This window comes from Sodalis sp. RH20, from assembly GCF_047324205.1.
In the GTDB taxonomy this organism is placed as follows: Bacteria; Pseudomonadota; Gammaproteobacteria; order Enterobacterales; family Enterobacteriaceae; genus Acerihabitans.
Window position 1 is genome coordinate 4077112 of record NZ_CP178733.1, and the last position, 14664, is coordinate 4091775.

The window sequence follows — 14664 nt, forward strand, 5'->3', positions numbered from 1 at the left end:
ATATCTCTTAACGGCAGTCATATAAAAAAGGTTGTGGCCTGATAGGTTGCGCCGAACTCCAGGATGTTGAACCCGCGCTTATTTTCCGTGAGTAGTGTTCTGGCGCCGTCTTGCCATTGAAACGAGGTCGCCGGGCATACGCTTATCATGCAATTATTTTGTATTTCCTGATATTCTGTATGCGCATGGCCGCAGCACAGCGCCTTGATTTCATCGTGAGCCTGACAGAGGGCGATAATGTCTTCGCCGTTAAGCAGCATGCAATCATCGACCAAAGGTATACCTACGGCAACGGGGTGATGATGCATAAATAATGCGATATTATTTTTTTCACCGCCGGCGATTTTCCTGCGCAATGTCTCCTGCGCCTGCGCGGACAGGAAACCGCTGTCCTGGTTATTTTGTACGGTGTCGACGCAGATAAATTGCCAATCGTCGCATAACAACGCCTCTATCTTGCCGACGTTTTTTTCCGCGCCGAATACCGCAGCCAGATTTATTGCGTTATCATGATTACCACCCAAATAATAAATCGGCAGACTCAGCCTTTTCATCTGTTGCAGCGCGAGCCGATAAGACGCGTGAGAACCGTCATCAGAGATATCACCGGTAACCAGCAGTGCTTCGCATGCAAAATTATGATGGTCAATAATAACGTCTATCACCGAGGTTAACCCCTCATAGGTATTATAGCCATGGATCGTCGCGCCAGGCGTTGAACGCAGGTGGCTGTCGGTGATCTGGATGATTTTCATTTCTTATCTCCGCTAATATTAATTCATATAACATTATCAAAACTTTTGAATACTATCTTATCGATGACATTATTATCGGATCGAATGACGGGTCATCCATCATGCGCCGATTAACAGGTCGGCCGGCACTTTTACCGCCAAGCGTCAACATATACGATTCAATAATCTATTAAGAATGGCATAATATATTTTATTTTAAAATCATATTATTAAATTCATTATAATTGAATAAAATGACATTTTCATGACCAGACCGGATCAAACAGCAGGTGGCGAAAATAATCCCGCGGTAATTGCCGCCGCAATATAAATCCCGGCCTGACGCTGGCTATTGAGACTGAATAGCGTGGATTATCACGGTAGTATTTTTCATAATCAACCGCTAGAAAGATATTTTCTTAACGCCATGCATTGCGTTTAGATTAACGTATCCTGTCCGCTCCGTGGCGCAGGCCCCATCCCAGACCGGGTTATGCGATGCCTGGGATGTCCGCGCGCTGAGTTGCATCCTCACCCATTTCTGGCGGATGATGGGGTTCTTCACTATTTAACAATAAGAAGGGAATACTATGCGGATCTTAGTTGTCGGCGCAGGCGCTACCGGAGGTTATTTTGGCGGCAGGCTGGCCCAGGCCGGACGCGACGTGACTTTTTTGGTGCGCGGCAAGCGTGCCGATGTGCTGCGCCATCACGGCCTGCGGTTAGTCACTCCCACAGGCGAGACGTCATTGCAACCGCAGCTGATAACCGCTGCGCAAATCAACCGCCCCTTTGACGTCATCCTGTTAACGGTAAAAGCCTTCGGCCTGGAAGCGGCGCTTAACGATATTGCCCCGGCGGTGGGCGCCGATACGATTATCATGCCGATACTCAACGGCATGAAGCATCTGGAGATCCTCATCGACCGCTTCGGCGGGCAGGCGGTTATCGGCGGGTTGTGCAAAATAGCCGCCACCCTTGACGAACAGGGACGGGTCGTGCAATTAAGCCCGCTGCATGAATTCACCTACGGCGAACTGGACGGCTCGCTGTCCGATCGCATCAGCCGGCTTGATGCGCTGTTCAAGGATGCGGGTTTTACCTCCCGGTTATCCACCACCATCATCAACGATATGTGGGAAAAATGGCTGCTGCTGGCAAGCCTCGGCGCCATTACCTGCCTGATGCGCGGCAATATCGGCCAGGTGGCCGCGGCCCCGGGCGGGGAACAGTTCGCCCGCGCGATGATAAACGAGATACTGGCGGTGATAACCTCGGCGGGCTATCAGCGGCGCGAAGACTATATCGCGCATACCACCGCGTTATTGACTCAGAAAAATTCAGCGCAAACCTCGTCCATGTACCGGGATATGAACCAGGGTTACCAGGTGGAGGCGGAGCAGGTGCTGGGCGATCTGGTGGCAATAGGCCAGCGCGCCGGGCTCGCCACTCCCCTGCTTTGCGCCGCCTATACCCATCTGGCGGTCTATCAGCGCGGCCGGGAGCACGCCGTAGCGTCATAGGCCGGTGAGAAAAATAATTTATAAAAAGCGAATAAATTGCCACGATGAGGTGTTTACTCTGTATTCCAACCAGGCAATCAGGATACAGGTATGTCAACCACACCTTCCGCGTCGGAAAAAACGCCCTCGCGACGCTATGATAAATGGACCATCACGTTGCATTGGGCAACGGCGTTAATCGTTATTTTTCTTTTTGCCAGCTCGCAGATATGGGAGCAACTGGAGCGCGGTACGCCCTGGCGTAAAGGGCTCCAGTCGCTGCACATCTCCTTCGGTATCATGCTCGCCGCTCTGATTGTCGCCCGGCTTATCTGGCGCGGTACGGCCGGGAAACGATTACCCGCCGCCTCGTCGTCATTATGGCTGCACCGTATCGCCAAGCTGACCCATTGGGCGCTATACCTGCTGCTGATCGGGCAGGTTACCCTGGGCTTTCTGTTCCGGTGGGCTCAGGGCGAACCTTTTCTGTTTTTCGGCCTGTTTCCTGTTCCTGATATTTTCGGCGTCGATCCCATGCTGCGCCGTACGTTCGGCATGCTGCATTTCTATACCGCGTGGACCATTATCATCCTTGCGGGCCTGCATGCCTGCGCGGCGTTATTCCATCACTACGTACTGCGCGACGATACGCTGAAAAGAATGTTCCCGCCGGCAGAATAACGTCCGGATATCCGCCCCTTAACCACCGGAGTACCAACCATGACTTACGCAGCGACTGTAAGGGTATTAAAAAAACGCGTCCTGCCGCTGGCGGGCGGCGTCATGCTGCTGCTGTCCGGCGCGGCGAACGCCATGGGCGACAGTTCGGCCACGACGCCCACCTGTCCCAAGGGACAGATCTACGATTCACGCACCAAAAGCTGCATGGTGGATAAAGGCGGCATGCTATCCGACGCCGATCGCGCCCGGTATGCCTATTCCCTGGCCAAGGCCGGGCGTTATGACGAGGCGCTGGGAGTATTGAATACCCTCAGGCAGCCCAATACCGCCCAGGCCTGGAATTATCGCGGTTACGCCACCCGCAAGCTGGGGCGCACCGACGAGGGCATCGGGTATTATCAGAAATCGATCGCCCTCGATCCGCATTATGCCCAGGTACGCGAATATCTTGGCGAAGCCTATATGATCAAGGGACGTCCGGACCTGGCCAGGGAACAGCTGGCCACGATCAAGACCCTGTGCGGTACCGGATGCGAGGAATATCGCGATCTGGCGGCGGCCATTGACGGCCACCCCGAGCTGTAGGCAGCGCATCCGGCAGTGAGAGGATAAGTGTGAAAGCAGACGAGATCAGAGGCGAACTGGAGCACCATCTGGCGCGCCTTTGGCGCTACGGCATAGTGTTATCGCGCAAACCGGATATCGCCGATGATTTGGTGCAGGCGACCTGCGTGCGCGCCCTGGAGCGTGCGGGGCAGTTTACCGCCGGCACCACCCTGGATCGCTGGCTGTTCACGATTCTGCATTCAATATGGGTCAATGAGATCAGGTCACGGTTAATCCGCCAGGGCCAGGGATTTGTTGATATCGATGGCGCCGATGTTCCAACCGACGACCATAGCGCGGTGAATGCTATTTGGGCGAATCAAGTCATGGCGCGGGTCAACCGGTTGCCGGAGGCGCAGCGCAATGCGGTATTCCTGGTTTATGTGGAAGGTTTTACCTATCAGGAAGCGGCACATACCTTGTCCGTACCTATCGGCACTATTATGAGCCGACTGGCGACCGCCCGGCAACGGTTGGCAAACGACACCGCCGTCGCGTCAGGACGGATCGTGGCAGAGGGGGATTTTTAATGACACAACAACACCCGGCTCCGCCGTTTTCCGATGAAACCCTGGTGGCTTACTTGGATAATGAAATCAGCGCGGCACAACGCCGTCAGATAGAGGAGCAGGTCAGCCGGGACCCACGGCTGGCGGCGCGTCTGGCCCATCTGGATTCCGCCAGCCTGCCGTTTGGCGCGGCTTATGCCGGCCTGCTGGAACAGGCGCCGGTGGCCCGCTTAAAGGCCGGGCTGGCAACGCTGTACGCCGGGTCTTCACCATTGCCGGCGTCGTCTGCGCGCGGGAATGGCGTCAGCCGGCGCCAGCTGATCGCGGCGGCGATAGCGTGCCTGGCGGTGGGCGGCGTGGCCGGACGGCTGTCGGCGGGGCTGGGAGACGGCGAAGCGCCCGAGGGCAACTGGCGCGGCCTGGTTGCGCAGTATATGTCGCTTTATACCAATGAAACCTTTGCCGACATGCCCGAATCCATGGCGCTGCAACACCGGCAACTGCGCACTATCGGCGCCAAGCTGGGCCTGGCGCTTGAGCCTTCACGCCTGTCCCTGCCGGGGATAGAGCTGAAGTTTGCCCGGATGCTGCGTTACGATAGCCAGCCCATTGCGCAAATCGCCTATCTGGACCCTAGCCATGGCCCACTGGCGTTCTGTATTACCACGGCCGATCGCGCGGGTAACCGCGGCGCGCAAAGCGAAGTCCGCCTGGAGATGAACGTGGTGTACTGGAGCGCGCAAAAGCACCATTTTATGCTGATCGGCCATAATCCGGCGGCGGAAATGCGTACGCTGGCGCAAAAATTAATGCTGGGGTAATCAGTGGTATCACGCAGGCAGCCGTGTAAAACGGACCAGCGCACGGCGGGGGATGTACACGCCCCCTGGCCGGCGCGCCAAGGGGGTGGGGGGCCAGGCTGCGCCGACGGGCCGCCGGGGGTAAAAGTCAGGCTTCGACGGCGGCAAGCAGCCTGAAGTCCGCGCCGATGCGGATTAATTCCGGCCAGACCGCCATAAGCGTGGAAACGATACTGTCCAAATCTTCCTGGGTTGCGCCGTCCCGGGCCTGGACCGACATGCCTTGCAGCGTGCAGGCCAGATATTTCGCCAACGCCGGGATGTTGGTGCCGGCGGGCAGTTCGTCCTGGGCCTGGCGGGCCAGCAGGAATTCCCGCAGCGTATTTTCCTGCAAATGGTGGCGCGTGCGCAGCAATTCGGCGACATCTTCCGAGGAGGCGGACAACGCCGCCGACGTGCAGATGATAAAGCACCCTGAAGGCAGGCTCTTATCGGTAAAGGTGGCCGCCGCGGCGCGGAAAAAACCTTCCACGGCTTCGGTGATGGAACTGCCGGGGCGTGTCAGCAAGGCTTTGCCTTTCTCGGCGAATTTGCTGACATAGCGTTCCACCGCCGCGCGAAACAACCCTTCTTTATTACCGAACTCGGCATACAGCGTCGGCGCCTTGGCGCCGGTGGCCTCGACCAAATCGGCCATTGAGGTGGCTTCATAACCATGCCGCCAGAACATTTCCAGCGCCTTGTCCAAAGCGATGTCGCGGTCAAACTGCTTAGGGCGTCCACGACCCTTCTTCAGACATGCTGCTTGTTCAATGCTCATGACATCCTCTCTGGCCCAAACTGCGGTGATTGAATAATTAATGGCCATTATAAAAAATCGCGACGCCAGTGTCGAGGTGGTTTTCAGATTTTGTCAAGGCTGTTGCCCCAGGGACATCCCGGCGCGAGGACCGCTTTCGACAGCGGAGAGCGGCAATAATGGTCGAAGGCGGAGGCAAGGTCCTCTCAACCGCGGCCGGGGCATGGAATATAATGCACAGACGTCATCTTTTTTTTAATTCAGGCAATAGCGGTTAATTATAAAAAATAATCGAATTTCATGCCGACACCCTCTCTTGTTACATACATTACTTAATACTTTAATAAGCAATTTTATGAACATGCATTACCAAGAAGTTCAATTTAACCCGGTGATTTTTATTTATTCTTTCTCAGTGTAACGTTTCGTTTAAAATTCTCGCCCTCAAACACGTTATTATACTCACGCGTTATAACACTATTGAACAATTGCATATATTTAATTTATAAATTAATTAAGGATGAGATAATGAAAAAAATATGCCTTGCGCTGGCCGCTTGCGCGACCCTGGGAACCAGTTTTGCCGCCGCCGCTAACGAACATACCCTGTCTTTGGGGTATGCGCAGAGTAAAATTTTAGACTCCCGTCCCAAAGGCGCGAATCTCAAGTATCGTTATGAAGGGGAGAGTCCGGTCGGTATTATTACTTCCATGACGTTTATGGGCTCCAATGATTCTTACTCCGCATTTGATCCTAAACAGAACTATCGCACCGGCGAAGAAAAAGAAAAATTCCGTTATCTGTCTCTTGCCGCCGGCCCGGCTTTCCGATTCAATGAATTTATCAGTATTTATGGCCTGGCTGGGGTTAACTTTAATAAATTGGACTATAACCGCAAGGCTTATGATAAAACAGGAAAGGTAATAAGAGAAAGCCAGGCTAACTATAAAAATACGTCCCTGATGTATGGAGCCGGTGTGCAGTTTAACCCCACTTCAAACCTGACGCTGGACGTGGGATATGAAGGCTCCCATTTCAAAGCCAGCGATAATCATAAATCACTGGCAATCAATGGGTTTAACGCGGGCGTGGGTTATCGCTTCTGATTAGCGCTGCCCGCCGACGGCAAGAATGATTGCCGGCGGCGGGCAGATGTCTTATCCGGACAGTGTGATTCACGCCCGTCTACGCGGTGGCTATCGGCATCCTCTTGAGCGGCTATGGACGCAAAGCCGCGTGGAGGGAATCATAGCAAGGCAAAGGCAATCATGCCCACCACCGCGCCGGTGGTGCCGAGAATGGTTTCCATAACCGTCCAGGTCTTTAACGTTTGCAGTTCGGTGGCGCCGGTCAGCTTGCCGAACAGCCAGAAGCCGGCATCGTTGACGTGACTGCAGACAATGGAGCCGCCGCCGATGCATACCGACAGCGCCGCCATCTGCGCGCCGCTGAATCCCAGCGGCGCGACCACCGGCATAATCAGGCCGACGGTGGTCAGGCAGGCAACGGTGGCGGACCCCTGGATAATGCGGATAGCGGCGGCCAGCACAAAGCAGGCCACGGCAATCGGCAGTCCGGTGCTGATCAGGGCATTGCCCAGCGCCGGCCCTACGCCGGAATCCACCAATACCTGTTTGAATACCCCGCCGGCGCCGGTCACCAGCAGGATGATGCCCGCCGGCTGCAACGCCGCCGAGCAAATCTCCATCACCTTATCCTTACTCATGCCCTGGCGATAAGCCAGACCGTAGATGGCCACCAGGCAGGCGAGCAGGATGGCGATAAACGGGTGACCGACCAGTTCCATCCAGCGATACATGGTTCCGCCCTGGGCCACAAAGCGCACGCCGATGGTTTTCAACCCCACCAGGATCAGCGGAAACAGCACCAGCGAGACGCTAAAACCAAACGACGGCAGCTCGCCCGTTTTCAGCTGCGGTTCAGCGACATCCGCCGGCACCGGGATAAAAACAGACTTGCTGATAAAGCTGCCGAATACCGGACCGGCCAACAGCATGCCCGGGATTGCCGCCATCAGGCCGATGGCAATCATCCAGCCAAAATCCGCGTGCATCTGCGAGGCGAGCAGCATTGGCGTCGGACCAGGCAGCAAAAATGCCGCCGCCGCCGCAACGCCGGCAAATAACGGCACCAATAACTTAACCAAATTACCGTCGGTACGACGGGCGACGGCAAAAACCACGCCAATCAGCAGCATGACCGCCACTTCAAAAAACAGCGGCAACGCGCAAATTAATCCCACGATACCCATAGCCAAAAAGGCGCGGCTTTCACCAAAGCACTTCACCATTTTACCGGCGATTTGATCCAGCGCGCCGGTCTCATGCAAAACCTTGCCAAACATCGACCCCAGAGCGACGACGATGGCCAGGAAGCCCAGCGTCCCGCCCATGCCCGCCTGCATGGTATCGGCAATTTTTTCCAGCGGCATTCCGGAGAAGATACCTGTGCCCACGGAAACCAACAGCAGGGCGACAAACGCGTGCATACGCGCTTTCATCACCAGGAACAGCAGGATAAGCACCGACCCGATGGCGGTGATAATCAATGTTAAGGTACTCATATTGCCTTATCCGCCATACCGGTCATGGCGCCGCCGGTCCTGACGGTAGTTCTTTTTTGTGCGATCACGCGCTGACTCCTAAAGAAAAAATGTTACCGGTAACAATAGTCCTTCCTGACTATAAAAAAGGCAAGAACTTAGAAGCAGATCACACTAAAAGTGTGATGTACCTCCAAAAAATGGGGTTATATCACATTTTTTTTGTAACGAATGTTGCTTTGCCCCAGACCGGGTCGAGTCACAGGGTGAATAAATAACTCACGGGTAGATTATGTAATGTTACTCATGGATTTAAGCAGATATTATTGCAAGATATGCCAAACCCTATTTAATTTATGACAGAGTTACTATTAAAATTAAAATTAATTGAACTTACCAAAATAAAAACCCTCCAAGGACAAGCTCATGGAGCATTTGGTATAAACGCCATTTAAGTAACATATAAAATTATTTAATTTAACTTGGCGATAAAAATGGCATACCCTGTTCTTCTGGCCGCTCCGTTTTGCCATCAGCATTTACGAATTTAACGATTTCCTGGCAATAATAGCGAATATTTTTTGGCCAGGTTATGTTATTATGCCTTTAATTCTCTTATTAATAAAATAACGCTATGAAAAGAAATAAGATCAATATTATCAACAAGATACTCTCTTGCTACACTTTTTTTAGCGGCTATAAAAAAGGCCGGGCGGACGAGTGCAACAATAATGACATTAGTTGTATTGTCATCTATTCCACTACTGCGCTAGGCGATTTAATTCTTAATACCCCTGCAATTCATGCGCTCAGGAAAAAATTCCCCCATGCCAGGCTGGTGCTGGTGTCCAGCCCGAAAAATAAGGAACTGGTACATAACAGCGCGCTGTTTGACGAGGTCATATACTGGAACAATAAGTTCAATAATATTATCTATTTTATCTATAAATTACGTCGCCTGCGTCCGCAATTGGCGGTGATCCTGCACTCCTATTTTCCTTACGATATCCTAAGCGTGGTACTGGCCGGATGCCGTTACATCTTTCGCGATCATTACGGCAGCGAAAGCCCGGCGCTCAACCCCTGGCTCACCGCCTACTCGCAAAAATTCGAGGGACATACCGTGCAACGCAAGCTGAATCTGCTGCAACCCCTGGGATGCGATACGACCGCGGTGCGGATGGCGATTCCAGTGGTCATCCCGCATCAGGCAAAACCCCTGGATAGGGTTCGCGTCGGCTTCCAGCTTGGCGCCTCGCGGGATTTCAGGCGCTGGCCGCCGGCGAGCTTCGCCGCGTTAAGCCGCAAACTGATGGATCAGGATTCAACGCTTGACGTGGTGCTTATCGGCGGCAAGAACGAGTTATCCCTGGTCGATGACTTCATGGCCCTGATACCGGCTGATAACCGGCGCCGGGTAATTTCACTGGTGGGTAAAACCAGCCTGCTGGAACTTGCCGCCGCGATAACCACTTTTGATACGCTGGTAACCGGCGATACCGGGCCACTGCATCTGGCGATTGCGCAGCAGGTGCGGACCGTAAGCCTGTTCGTGACCGCCAATCCCTTGTATACCGGGCCCTACCAGGACCAGCACCTGCACCATGTGTTTTATAAACCGCTGCACACGCTGGCGCCGGACCTGGCCAACAGCCCGTTCCCGATGACGGCCATTACCGTCGATGAAGTTTTTGCCGCCGTGCGCCGGAGTTACCGCCGCGGCCAGGACAACACGCCGGATCTGGCAATGAGCGAATACCATTATGGAACCTGATTTGCGCCAGCAGGTATTCGATTTTATCAGCCCGTTTCGCCAGCCCGATATCTGGGGCCGGAGCAAGCCCCTGTGCCCGGCCTTTTCCCTGCGCGAGGATCTGAATTTATCCCAAGACGAATTCGATCACCTGATGAACGACTTTTTTCTGCTTTTTCAGGTCGACGCCAGCCACTACGACCATTTGGCCTATTTCCCGGAAAACAACCGCCCGATCCCCATCAGGATAATGCAGCATTTGGGCCTGAGCATCGGTGCTGCGCCGCCAGACGGTCCGCGGCCATTAACCCTGGCGATGCTGGTCTCGGCCGCCCGCGCCGGCAGATGGCCGCGGCAGGAAAACTAGCGCGCTTCCGGCCTGAGCCCGCGCAACGCCTGATACACCCGTTCGGGTGTCAGAGACGCCACATTGTTATCCTCTGCCAGCAAAACCGTATGCGGCACCCGCCAGGGGGCCCAGCATATCGGATCGCTGTCGCCGAATAACGCGACAATGCCTTTGCCCAATCCGGCCGCGATATGCATCGCCCCGCCGTCGCTGGTCACCACGCTGTCGCACAGCTGCATGGCCGCCGTCAGCTCATCCAGCGATCGGGTGGCGATAGGGATCAAACCAGGTAAACGGCAGGCGGCCACAATGCGCGCAGCCAACGCGTCATCACCCGGATGCGTGGGATTATCCGCCGCGCCCGGCGACCAGAGCAGGATGATCCTGCCGGGACCGGCGGCGGCGATGAGCCTTGCCAAGGCGACAAAATGAGCCTCGGGCCAGCGCTGCAGAATTCTGCGGGCGCTGATTTGCAGCCCGATGACCGGCTGGCCGGGCTCGATGCCGTAACGTGCCGACAGCGCGTCGACCGCGGCCGGATCGGCGTTAAGCACCAGGGGTCCGGCGGGAGAACGTAGCCCCAGGGGGGCCAGCATACGGTGAAATCGCTGCACCAGATGTTCCCGGCTCCCTGGCGGCGGCGTGACCAAATCGGTAATCATCGGATGGGAAAGTTCGCCCAGGGCCAGGATCCTGGCGGCCCCCGACAATGTGCCCCATTTTAATACCCGCCGGTCCCAGCGACTTTTGGCAATCACGGCAATATCGTAATGCGTACGGCGGATAAGCCACATGATTTTTATCCGGCGCAGGAGAATACCGAGACGGGATGCGCCCGCGCCGCGATGGTGGCTTTTCTGATAGACGTAGATATTGCCGATATCGGGATTGCGCGCCAGCACCCCGGCATTGTAGCTGTTTGCCAGGACATCGACCTGGTAGCCGCCTTCCCTGGCCAGGGCGCGGATGAGCGGAGTGGTCAACAACGTATCGCCGATATTATCCCGACATACCACCAAGGCTCTCATGGCGTTGCTCCGCTGATAGAATTAACAGTCAGGTTAAAACCCCACCGGGCCACATAAGGATGGTTTATGACCGGTTATAGGACACCGGCGAATTAGACACGTTCAACCATTTGAAGATAAATGATAAGGCAATAAATGATATCAGCCCTGGACCAGGGCTGAAAGAGGGGGGTAACCGGCCGGGTCGCCGGCCAATTATTTCATCAGAAAGCGGTCCAGGCGCTGATGCAAACGCCGGTTCTCCGTTCTTAAGCGGGAGATTTCGTCAAGCAGGTTCACCGCCAGCGCAATGCCCGCCCAGTCCAGCTCCAAATCCTGGCGCAGGCGCTGCGCCCGCTTAAGCTCCCGCAACGCCGCCGGCTCGAAACGCCAGTCGTCGGTTGAGTTATCCTGCGGGGCAATAATGCCCAACGCCACCACTTCTAACAGTTCGTCCCGGGAAATACTGGCTGTTTGGCAAATTTCCGTGATTTCCAGGGTAACCCTGACATCGGTCATGGCCTTTTACTCCCATTCCGCACGAGGATTAAACGCACATTGCGCGGCGAGCTGCGTCCACAGGTCACGGGCCCGATCGTCGGCCTGCGGCGGCATCACCACTTTAATCAAAGCATATAAATCGCCGGTTCCCTGCTTATTCACCAGGCCCTTGCCCTTGACGCGCAGGTGCTGGCCGGTCTGGCTGTTGGCCGGCACGGTAAGGGTAATCTTGCCGGTGAGCGTGGGCACCGTGACTTTAGCGCCAAGCGCCGCTTCCCAAGGGGCCAGGGGCAAAGTGACCAGCAGGTTGTTGCCGTCGATGTCAAATAACGGATGCGGGGCGATGCGGATAACCAAATAAAGGTCGCCATTGTCGCCGCCGTTGCTGCCCGCGGGCCCCTGTCCTTTGATGCGGATGCGATCGCCGTCGCTGACGCCGGCGGGGATCTTCACCTTCAGCGTTTTGCCGATCGGCGCGCCCTGCCGCCCGCGCTCAACCGGGGCCGACAGTTGATAACTGATGGTGCGCTGGTGCTCCTCAAGGGTTTCCTCCAGGAATACCGCCACCTCAATTTCAGCATCCTGGCCGCGCCTGGGCGCGCGGGCGCGCTGTCCGCCACGGGCCTGGCCGCCGAACACCGATTCAAAAAAATCGGAATAGTCACGCGGCTCGAAATCGTTTTGCGCCTGGCCGCCGGCGCGCCCGCCGGGCTGCCAGCCGGGGGGTGCCTCGAAGCGCCCGCCCTGACCATATTTACGCAGTTCATCGTATTCGGCGCGACGGGCGCTGTCCTTGAGCACCTCATAGGCTTCTGCGATATCTTTGAATTTAGCTTCGGCATTGGGCTCGGTGCTGACGTCGGGATGATATTTACGCGCCAGCCGGCGATACGCGGTTTTGATCGTTTTAATATCGGCCGTGGGTTCGACACCCAGAGCGGCATAATAATCTTTAAAATCCATACAGCCCTACCGCCATATTTGATGTAGTGAATTGCGGCGTTTAAACCCACCGCTGACGGAAATACCTGCAATTTGATTAACTTTAGCACTTCGGCCAGTGCATTAAAAGTCTGTCCGGTCGCCGGCGCGCGGCATAAAAAAAGCGGGCAATCGTAAAGCTGTTTTATCCATTTTGTAGGGATTAACCAGCTAATAAATGTGATACACCTATCACAAATACCAGATAAGTAGCAGGACTCTCTATATCTTTAGCCGACCAAGTCTCACGCTGAACGGCAATGGGTTCCATGTTAAGCACCTGTCCGGCTGACCGCCGTTGTTATGCTTTGTATGGAGACTTCATGTCACACTCTGGCGAATACCCCTCCCCGGCCGCCGCTACCGGCATTCCGTTGGCCGGTAACGCGCGCTTTATGAATGCGTTTATCGCCTTCTCCGCCGCCATGGCCGGCCTGTTGTTCGGGCTGGATATCGGCGTGATTGCCGGCGCCCTGCCGCTTATCGCCGAGCATTTTTCCCTGAGCAATCAATTGCAGGAGTGGATAGTCAGCAGCATGATGCTGGGCGCGGCGATCGGGGCGCTGGCCAACGGCTGGTTCTCTTCCCGTCTGGGACGCAAATACAGCCTGATGATCGGCGCCGTGCTGTTTATCTTCGGCTCTGTTGGCTCGGCGCTGGCCCAGTCGGCGGAAATCCTGTTGCTCAGCCGTGTGCTGCTGGGTTTTGCCATCGGCATCGCGTCCTATACCGCGCCGCTTTATTTGTCCGAAATGGCCACCGAATCCATACGCGGCAAGCTTATCGCCATGTATCAGCTGATGGTGACCCTGGGCATATTGCTGGCCTTTTTGTCCGATACCGCCTTTAGCGCTAGCGGCAACTGGCGCGCCATGCTGGGCGTGCTGTGCATCCCGGCGATCGTCTTGCTGGCGGCGGTGTTTTTTCTGCCCAACAGTCCCCGCTGGCTGGCATCCAAGGGACGGCATATCGAGGCGGAACAGGTACTGCGGATGCTGCGCGACACCTCGGAAAAGGCGCGGCAAGAGCTCAATGATATCCGTGAAAGCCTGAAGCTCAAGCAAAACGGCTGGGCATTATTCAAGTCCAACGGCAATGTGCGCCGGGCGGTGTTTCTCGGCATGTTGTTGCAGGCAATGCAGCAATTTACCGGTATGAATATCATCATGTATTACGCGCCGAAAATTTTCAGCCTGGCGGGATTCACCACCACCCGCCAACAAATGATCGCGACGGTTATCGTCGGTCTGACGTTTGTGCTGGCGACGTTTATCGCCATCGGCATGGTGGACAAGGCGGGGCGCAAGCCGGCACTGAAAATCGGCTTTAGCGTCATCGCCGTCGGCACGCTGCTGCTGGGGGTTTGCCTGCAATTGATCGATAGCGGCAATCATTCCGCCGGCATTTCCTATCTGGCGGTGGGCATGACCATGATGTGCATCGCCGGTTACGCCATGAGCGCCGCGCCGGTGGTCTGGATCCTGTGTTCTGAAATCCAGCCGCTGAAAAGCCGCGACTTCGGCATTACCTGTTCCACCACCACCAACTGGGTCGCCAATATGATTATCGGCGCCACCTTCCTGACCCTGATGGGACATATTGGCGCCGCCGCCACGTTCTGGCTCTACAGCGCGCTTAATGTGGTCTTTGTGGTGATCACCTTTATCCTGATACCGGAAACCAAAAATATGTCGCTGGAAAAAATAGAGCACAACCTGCTGGCGGGTAAAAAGCTGCGGCATATCGGCCAGTAGCGGCTAATAGCGGCTAATAGCGGCTAATAGCGGCTAATATACCGCTATCGTCAGTCGTTGCCGGCGCCAATACCGATATTAGCCGCCACCTGCCTTCATACGTGCCGGGCGCCAATCCCCTGGG

General features: G+C 55.5%; 15 protein-coding genes. 9 read left to right on the plus strand and 6 right to left on the minus strand.

All coding sequences use genetic code 11. From position 1 onward, the window contains the following. Positions 1 to 17: 17 nt before the first annotated feature. Positions 18 to 755 (minus strand): metallophosphoesterase, encoded by a 738-nt coding sequence (locus ACL2XM_RS18725; RefSeq protein ID WP_413722000.1) that lies wholly within the window; start codon positions 753 to 755, stop codon positions 18 to 20. Between the two features lie 569 nt (positions 756 to 1324). On the opposite strand from ACL2XM_RS18725, the gene panE reads away from it, so the two are divergent. The 5 genes from panE (at position 1325) to ACL2XM_RS18750 (ending at position 4853) form a co-directional block, all read left to right on the plus strand. Continuing rightward, on the plus strand, positions 1325 to 2257 hold the full coding sequence (gene panE / locus ACL2XM_RS18730; RefSeq protein ID WP_413731379.1) for a 2-dehydropantoate 2-reductase: 933 nt from the start codon (positions 1325 to 1327) through the stop codon (positions 2255 to 2257). A gap of 90 nt (positions 2258 to 2347) precedes the next feature. Beyond that, complete coding sequence (locus ACL2XM_RS18735) at positions 2348 to 2917, plus strand: cytochrome b (protein ID WP_410012344.1); 570 nt, start codon at positions 2348 to 2350, stop codon at positions 2915 to 2917. A gap of 102 nt (positions 2918 to 3019) precedes the next feature. Further along, positions 3020 to 3502 (plus strand): tetratricopeptide repeat protein, encoded by a 483-nt coding sequence (locus ACL2XM_RS18740; RefSeq protein ID WP_410016642.1) that lies wholly within the window; start codon positions 3020 to 3022, stop codon positions 3500 to 3502. A 23-nt stretch (positions 3503 to 3525) separates the two neighbouring features. Next, a complete protein-coding gene (locus tag ACL2XM_RS18745) occupies positions 3526 to 4053 on the plus strand; it encodes a sigma-70 family RNA polymerase sigma factor (RefSeq protein ID WP_413733237.1) in 528 nt (175 codons plus the stop codon). After that, positions 4053 to 4853 (plus strand): anti-sigma factor family protein, encoded by an 801-nt coding sequence (locus ACL2XM_RS18750; RefSeq protein ID WP_413731380.1) that lies wholly within the window; start codon positions 4053 to 4055, stop codon positions 4851 to 4853. Before ACL2XM_RS18745 ends, ACL2XM_RS18750 begins: the two co-directional genes overlap by 1 nt. Positions 4854 to 4980: 127 nt before the next feature. Here ACL2XM_RS18750 and ACL2XM_RS18755 read toward each other — a convergent pair whose 3' ends face one another. Beyond that, positions 4981 to 5652 carry a TetR/AcrR family transcriptional regulator gene (locus tag ACL2XM_RS18755; RefSeq protein ID WP_410012346.1) on the minus strand — a complete coding sequence of 224 codons (672 nt, stop codon included), beginning with the start codon at positions 5650 to 5652 and terminating at the stop codon, positions 4981 to 4983. A 507-nt stretch (positions 5653 to 6159) separates the two neighbouring features. Between ACL2XM_RS18755 and ACL2XM_RS18760 the strand changes: the two genes are divergently transcribed. After that, positions 6160 to 6738: an Ail/Lom family outer membrane beta-barrel protein gene (locus tag ACL2XM_RS18760; RefSeq protein WP_413731381.1), complete on the plus strand. Its 579-nt coding sequence runs from the start codon at positions 6160 to 6162 to the stop codon at positions 6736 to 6738. A gap of 140 nt (positions 6739 to 6878) precedes the next feature. On the opposite strand, the gene gntU is transcribed toward ACL2XM_RS18760, so the two are convergent. Beyond that, positions 6879 to 8216 carry a gluconate transporter gene (gene gntU, locus ACL2XM_RS18765; protein ID WP_410012348.1) on the minus strand — a complete coding sequence of 446 codons (1338 nt, stop codon included), beginning with the start codon at positions 8214 to 8216 and terminating at the stop codon, positions 6879 to 6881. Positions 8217 to 8829: 613 nt separating this feature from the next. Here gntU and ACL2XM_RS18770 point away from each other — a divergent pair. Both ACL2XM_RS18770 and ACL2XM_RS18775 read left to right on the plus strand, forming a co-directional pair. Then, positions 8830 to 9969, plus strand: a complete 1140-nt coding sequence (locus ACL2XM_RS18770) for a glycosyltransferase family 9 protein (protein ID WP_410012349.1) — start codon at positions 8830 to 8832, stop codon at positions 9967 to 9969. After that, entirely contained in the window at positions 9959 to 10315 is a 357-nt protein-coding gene (locus ACL2XM_RS18775; RefSeq protein WP_410012350.1) for a DUF1493 family protein, read from the plus strand. The genes ACL2XM_RS18770 and ACL2XM_RS18775 overlap by 11 nt, the downstream gene beginning before the upstream one ends. Here the strand turns inward: ACL2XM_RS18775 and ACL2XM_RS18780 are convergent. The 3 genes from ACL2XM_RS18780 to cbpA all read right to left on the minus strand — a co-directional run bounded on the left by ACL2XM_RS18780 (position 10312) and on the right by cbpA (position 12768). After that, positions 10312 to 11325 carry a glycosyltransferase family 9 protein gene (locus tag ACL2XM_RS18780; RefSeq protein ID WP_413731382.1) on the minus strand — a complete coding sequence of 338 codons (1014 nt, stop codon included), beginning with the start codon at positions 11323 to 11325 and terminating at the stop codon, positions 10312 to 10314. The two genes, ACL2XM_RS18775 and ACL2XM_RS18780, sit on opposite strands and share 4 nt — an antisense overlap. Before the next feature lie 195 nt (positions 11326 to 11520). Further along, entirely contained in the window at positions 11521 to 11823 is a 303-nt protein-coding gene (locus ACL2XM_RS18785) for a chaperone modulator CbpM (RefSeq protein WP_410012353.1), read from the minus strand. 6 nt (positions 11824 to 11829) lie between these two features. Further along, on the minus strand, positions 11830 to 12768 hold the full coding sequence (cbpA, locus tag ACL2XM_RS18790; RefSeq protein WP_410012354.1) for a curved DNA-binding protein: 939 nt from the start codon (positions 12766 to 12768) through the stop codon (positions 11830 to 11832). A gap of 341 nt (positions 12769 to 13109) precedes the next feature. Here cbpA and ACL2XM_RS18795 point away from each other — a divergent pair, with 341 nt between their 5' ends. Continuing rightward, positions 13110 to 14540 carry a sugar porter family MFS transporter gene (locus ACL2XM_RS18795; RefSeq protein WP_413731384.1) on the plus strand — a complete coding sequence of 477 codons (1431 nt, stop codon included), beginning with the start codon at positions 13110 to 13112 and terminating at the stop codon, positions 14538 to 14540. Positions 14541 to 14664: the final 124 nt, after the last annotated feature.

Coding starts and splice junctions, on each gene's coding strand:
- ACL2XM_RS18725 (WP_413722000.1), bottom strand. CDS start 755: ATGAAAATCATCCAGATCACCGACAGCCACCTGCGTTCAACGCCTGGC.
- panE (WP_413731379.1), top strand. CDS start 1,325: ATGCGGATCTTAGTTGTCGGCGCAGGCGCTACCGGAGGTTATTTTGGC.
- ACL2XM_RS18735 (WP_410012344.1), top strand. CDS start 2,348: ATGTCAACCACACCTTCCGCGTCGGAAAAAACGCCCTCGCGACGCTAT.
- ACL2XM_RS18740 (WP_410016642.1), top strand. CDS start 3,020: ATGCTGCTGCTGTCCGGCGCGGCGAACGCCATGGGCGACAGTTCGGCC.
- ACL2XM_RS18750 (WP_413731380.1), top strand. CDS start 4,053: ATGACACAACAACACCCGGCTCCGCCGTTTTCCGATGAAACCCTGGTG.
- ACL2XM_RS18755 (WP_410012346.1), bottom strand. CDS start 5,652: ATGAGCATTGAACAAGCAGCATGTCTGAAGAAGGGTCGTGGACGCCCT.
- ACL2XM_RS18760 (WP_413731381.1), top strand. CDS start 6,160: ATGAAAAAAATATGCCTTGCGCTGGCCGCTTGCGCGACCCTGGGAACC.
- gntU (WP_410012348.1), bottom strand. CDS start 8,216: ATGAGTACCTTAACATTGATTATCACCGCCATCGGGTCGGTGCTTATC.
- ACL2XM_RS18770 (WP_410012349.1), top strand. CDS start 8,830: ATGAAAAGAAATAAGATCAATATTATCAACAAGATACTCTCTTGCTAC.
- ACL2XM_RS18775 (WP_410012350.1), top strand. CDS start 9,959: ATGGAACCTGATTTGCGCCAGCAGGTATTCGATTTTATCAGCCCGTTT.
- ACL2XM_RS18780 (WP_413731382.1), bottom strand. CDS start 11,325: ATGAGAGCCTTGGTGGTATGTCGGGATAATATCGGCGATACGTTGTTG.
- ACL2XM_RS18785 (WP_410012353.1), bottom strand. CDS start 11,823: ATGACCGATGTCAGGGTTACCCTGGAAATCACGGAAATTTGCCAAACA.
- cbpA (WP_410012354.1), bottom strand. CDS start 12,768: ATGGATTTTAAAGATTATTATGCCGCTCTGGGTGTCGAACCCACGGCC.
- ACL2XM_RS18795 (WP_413731384.1), top strand. CDS start 13,110: ATGTCACACTCTGGCGAATACCCCTCCCCGGCCGCCGCTACCGGCATT.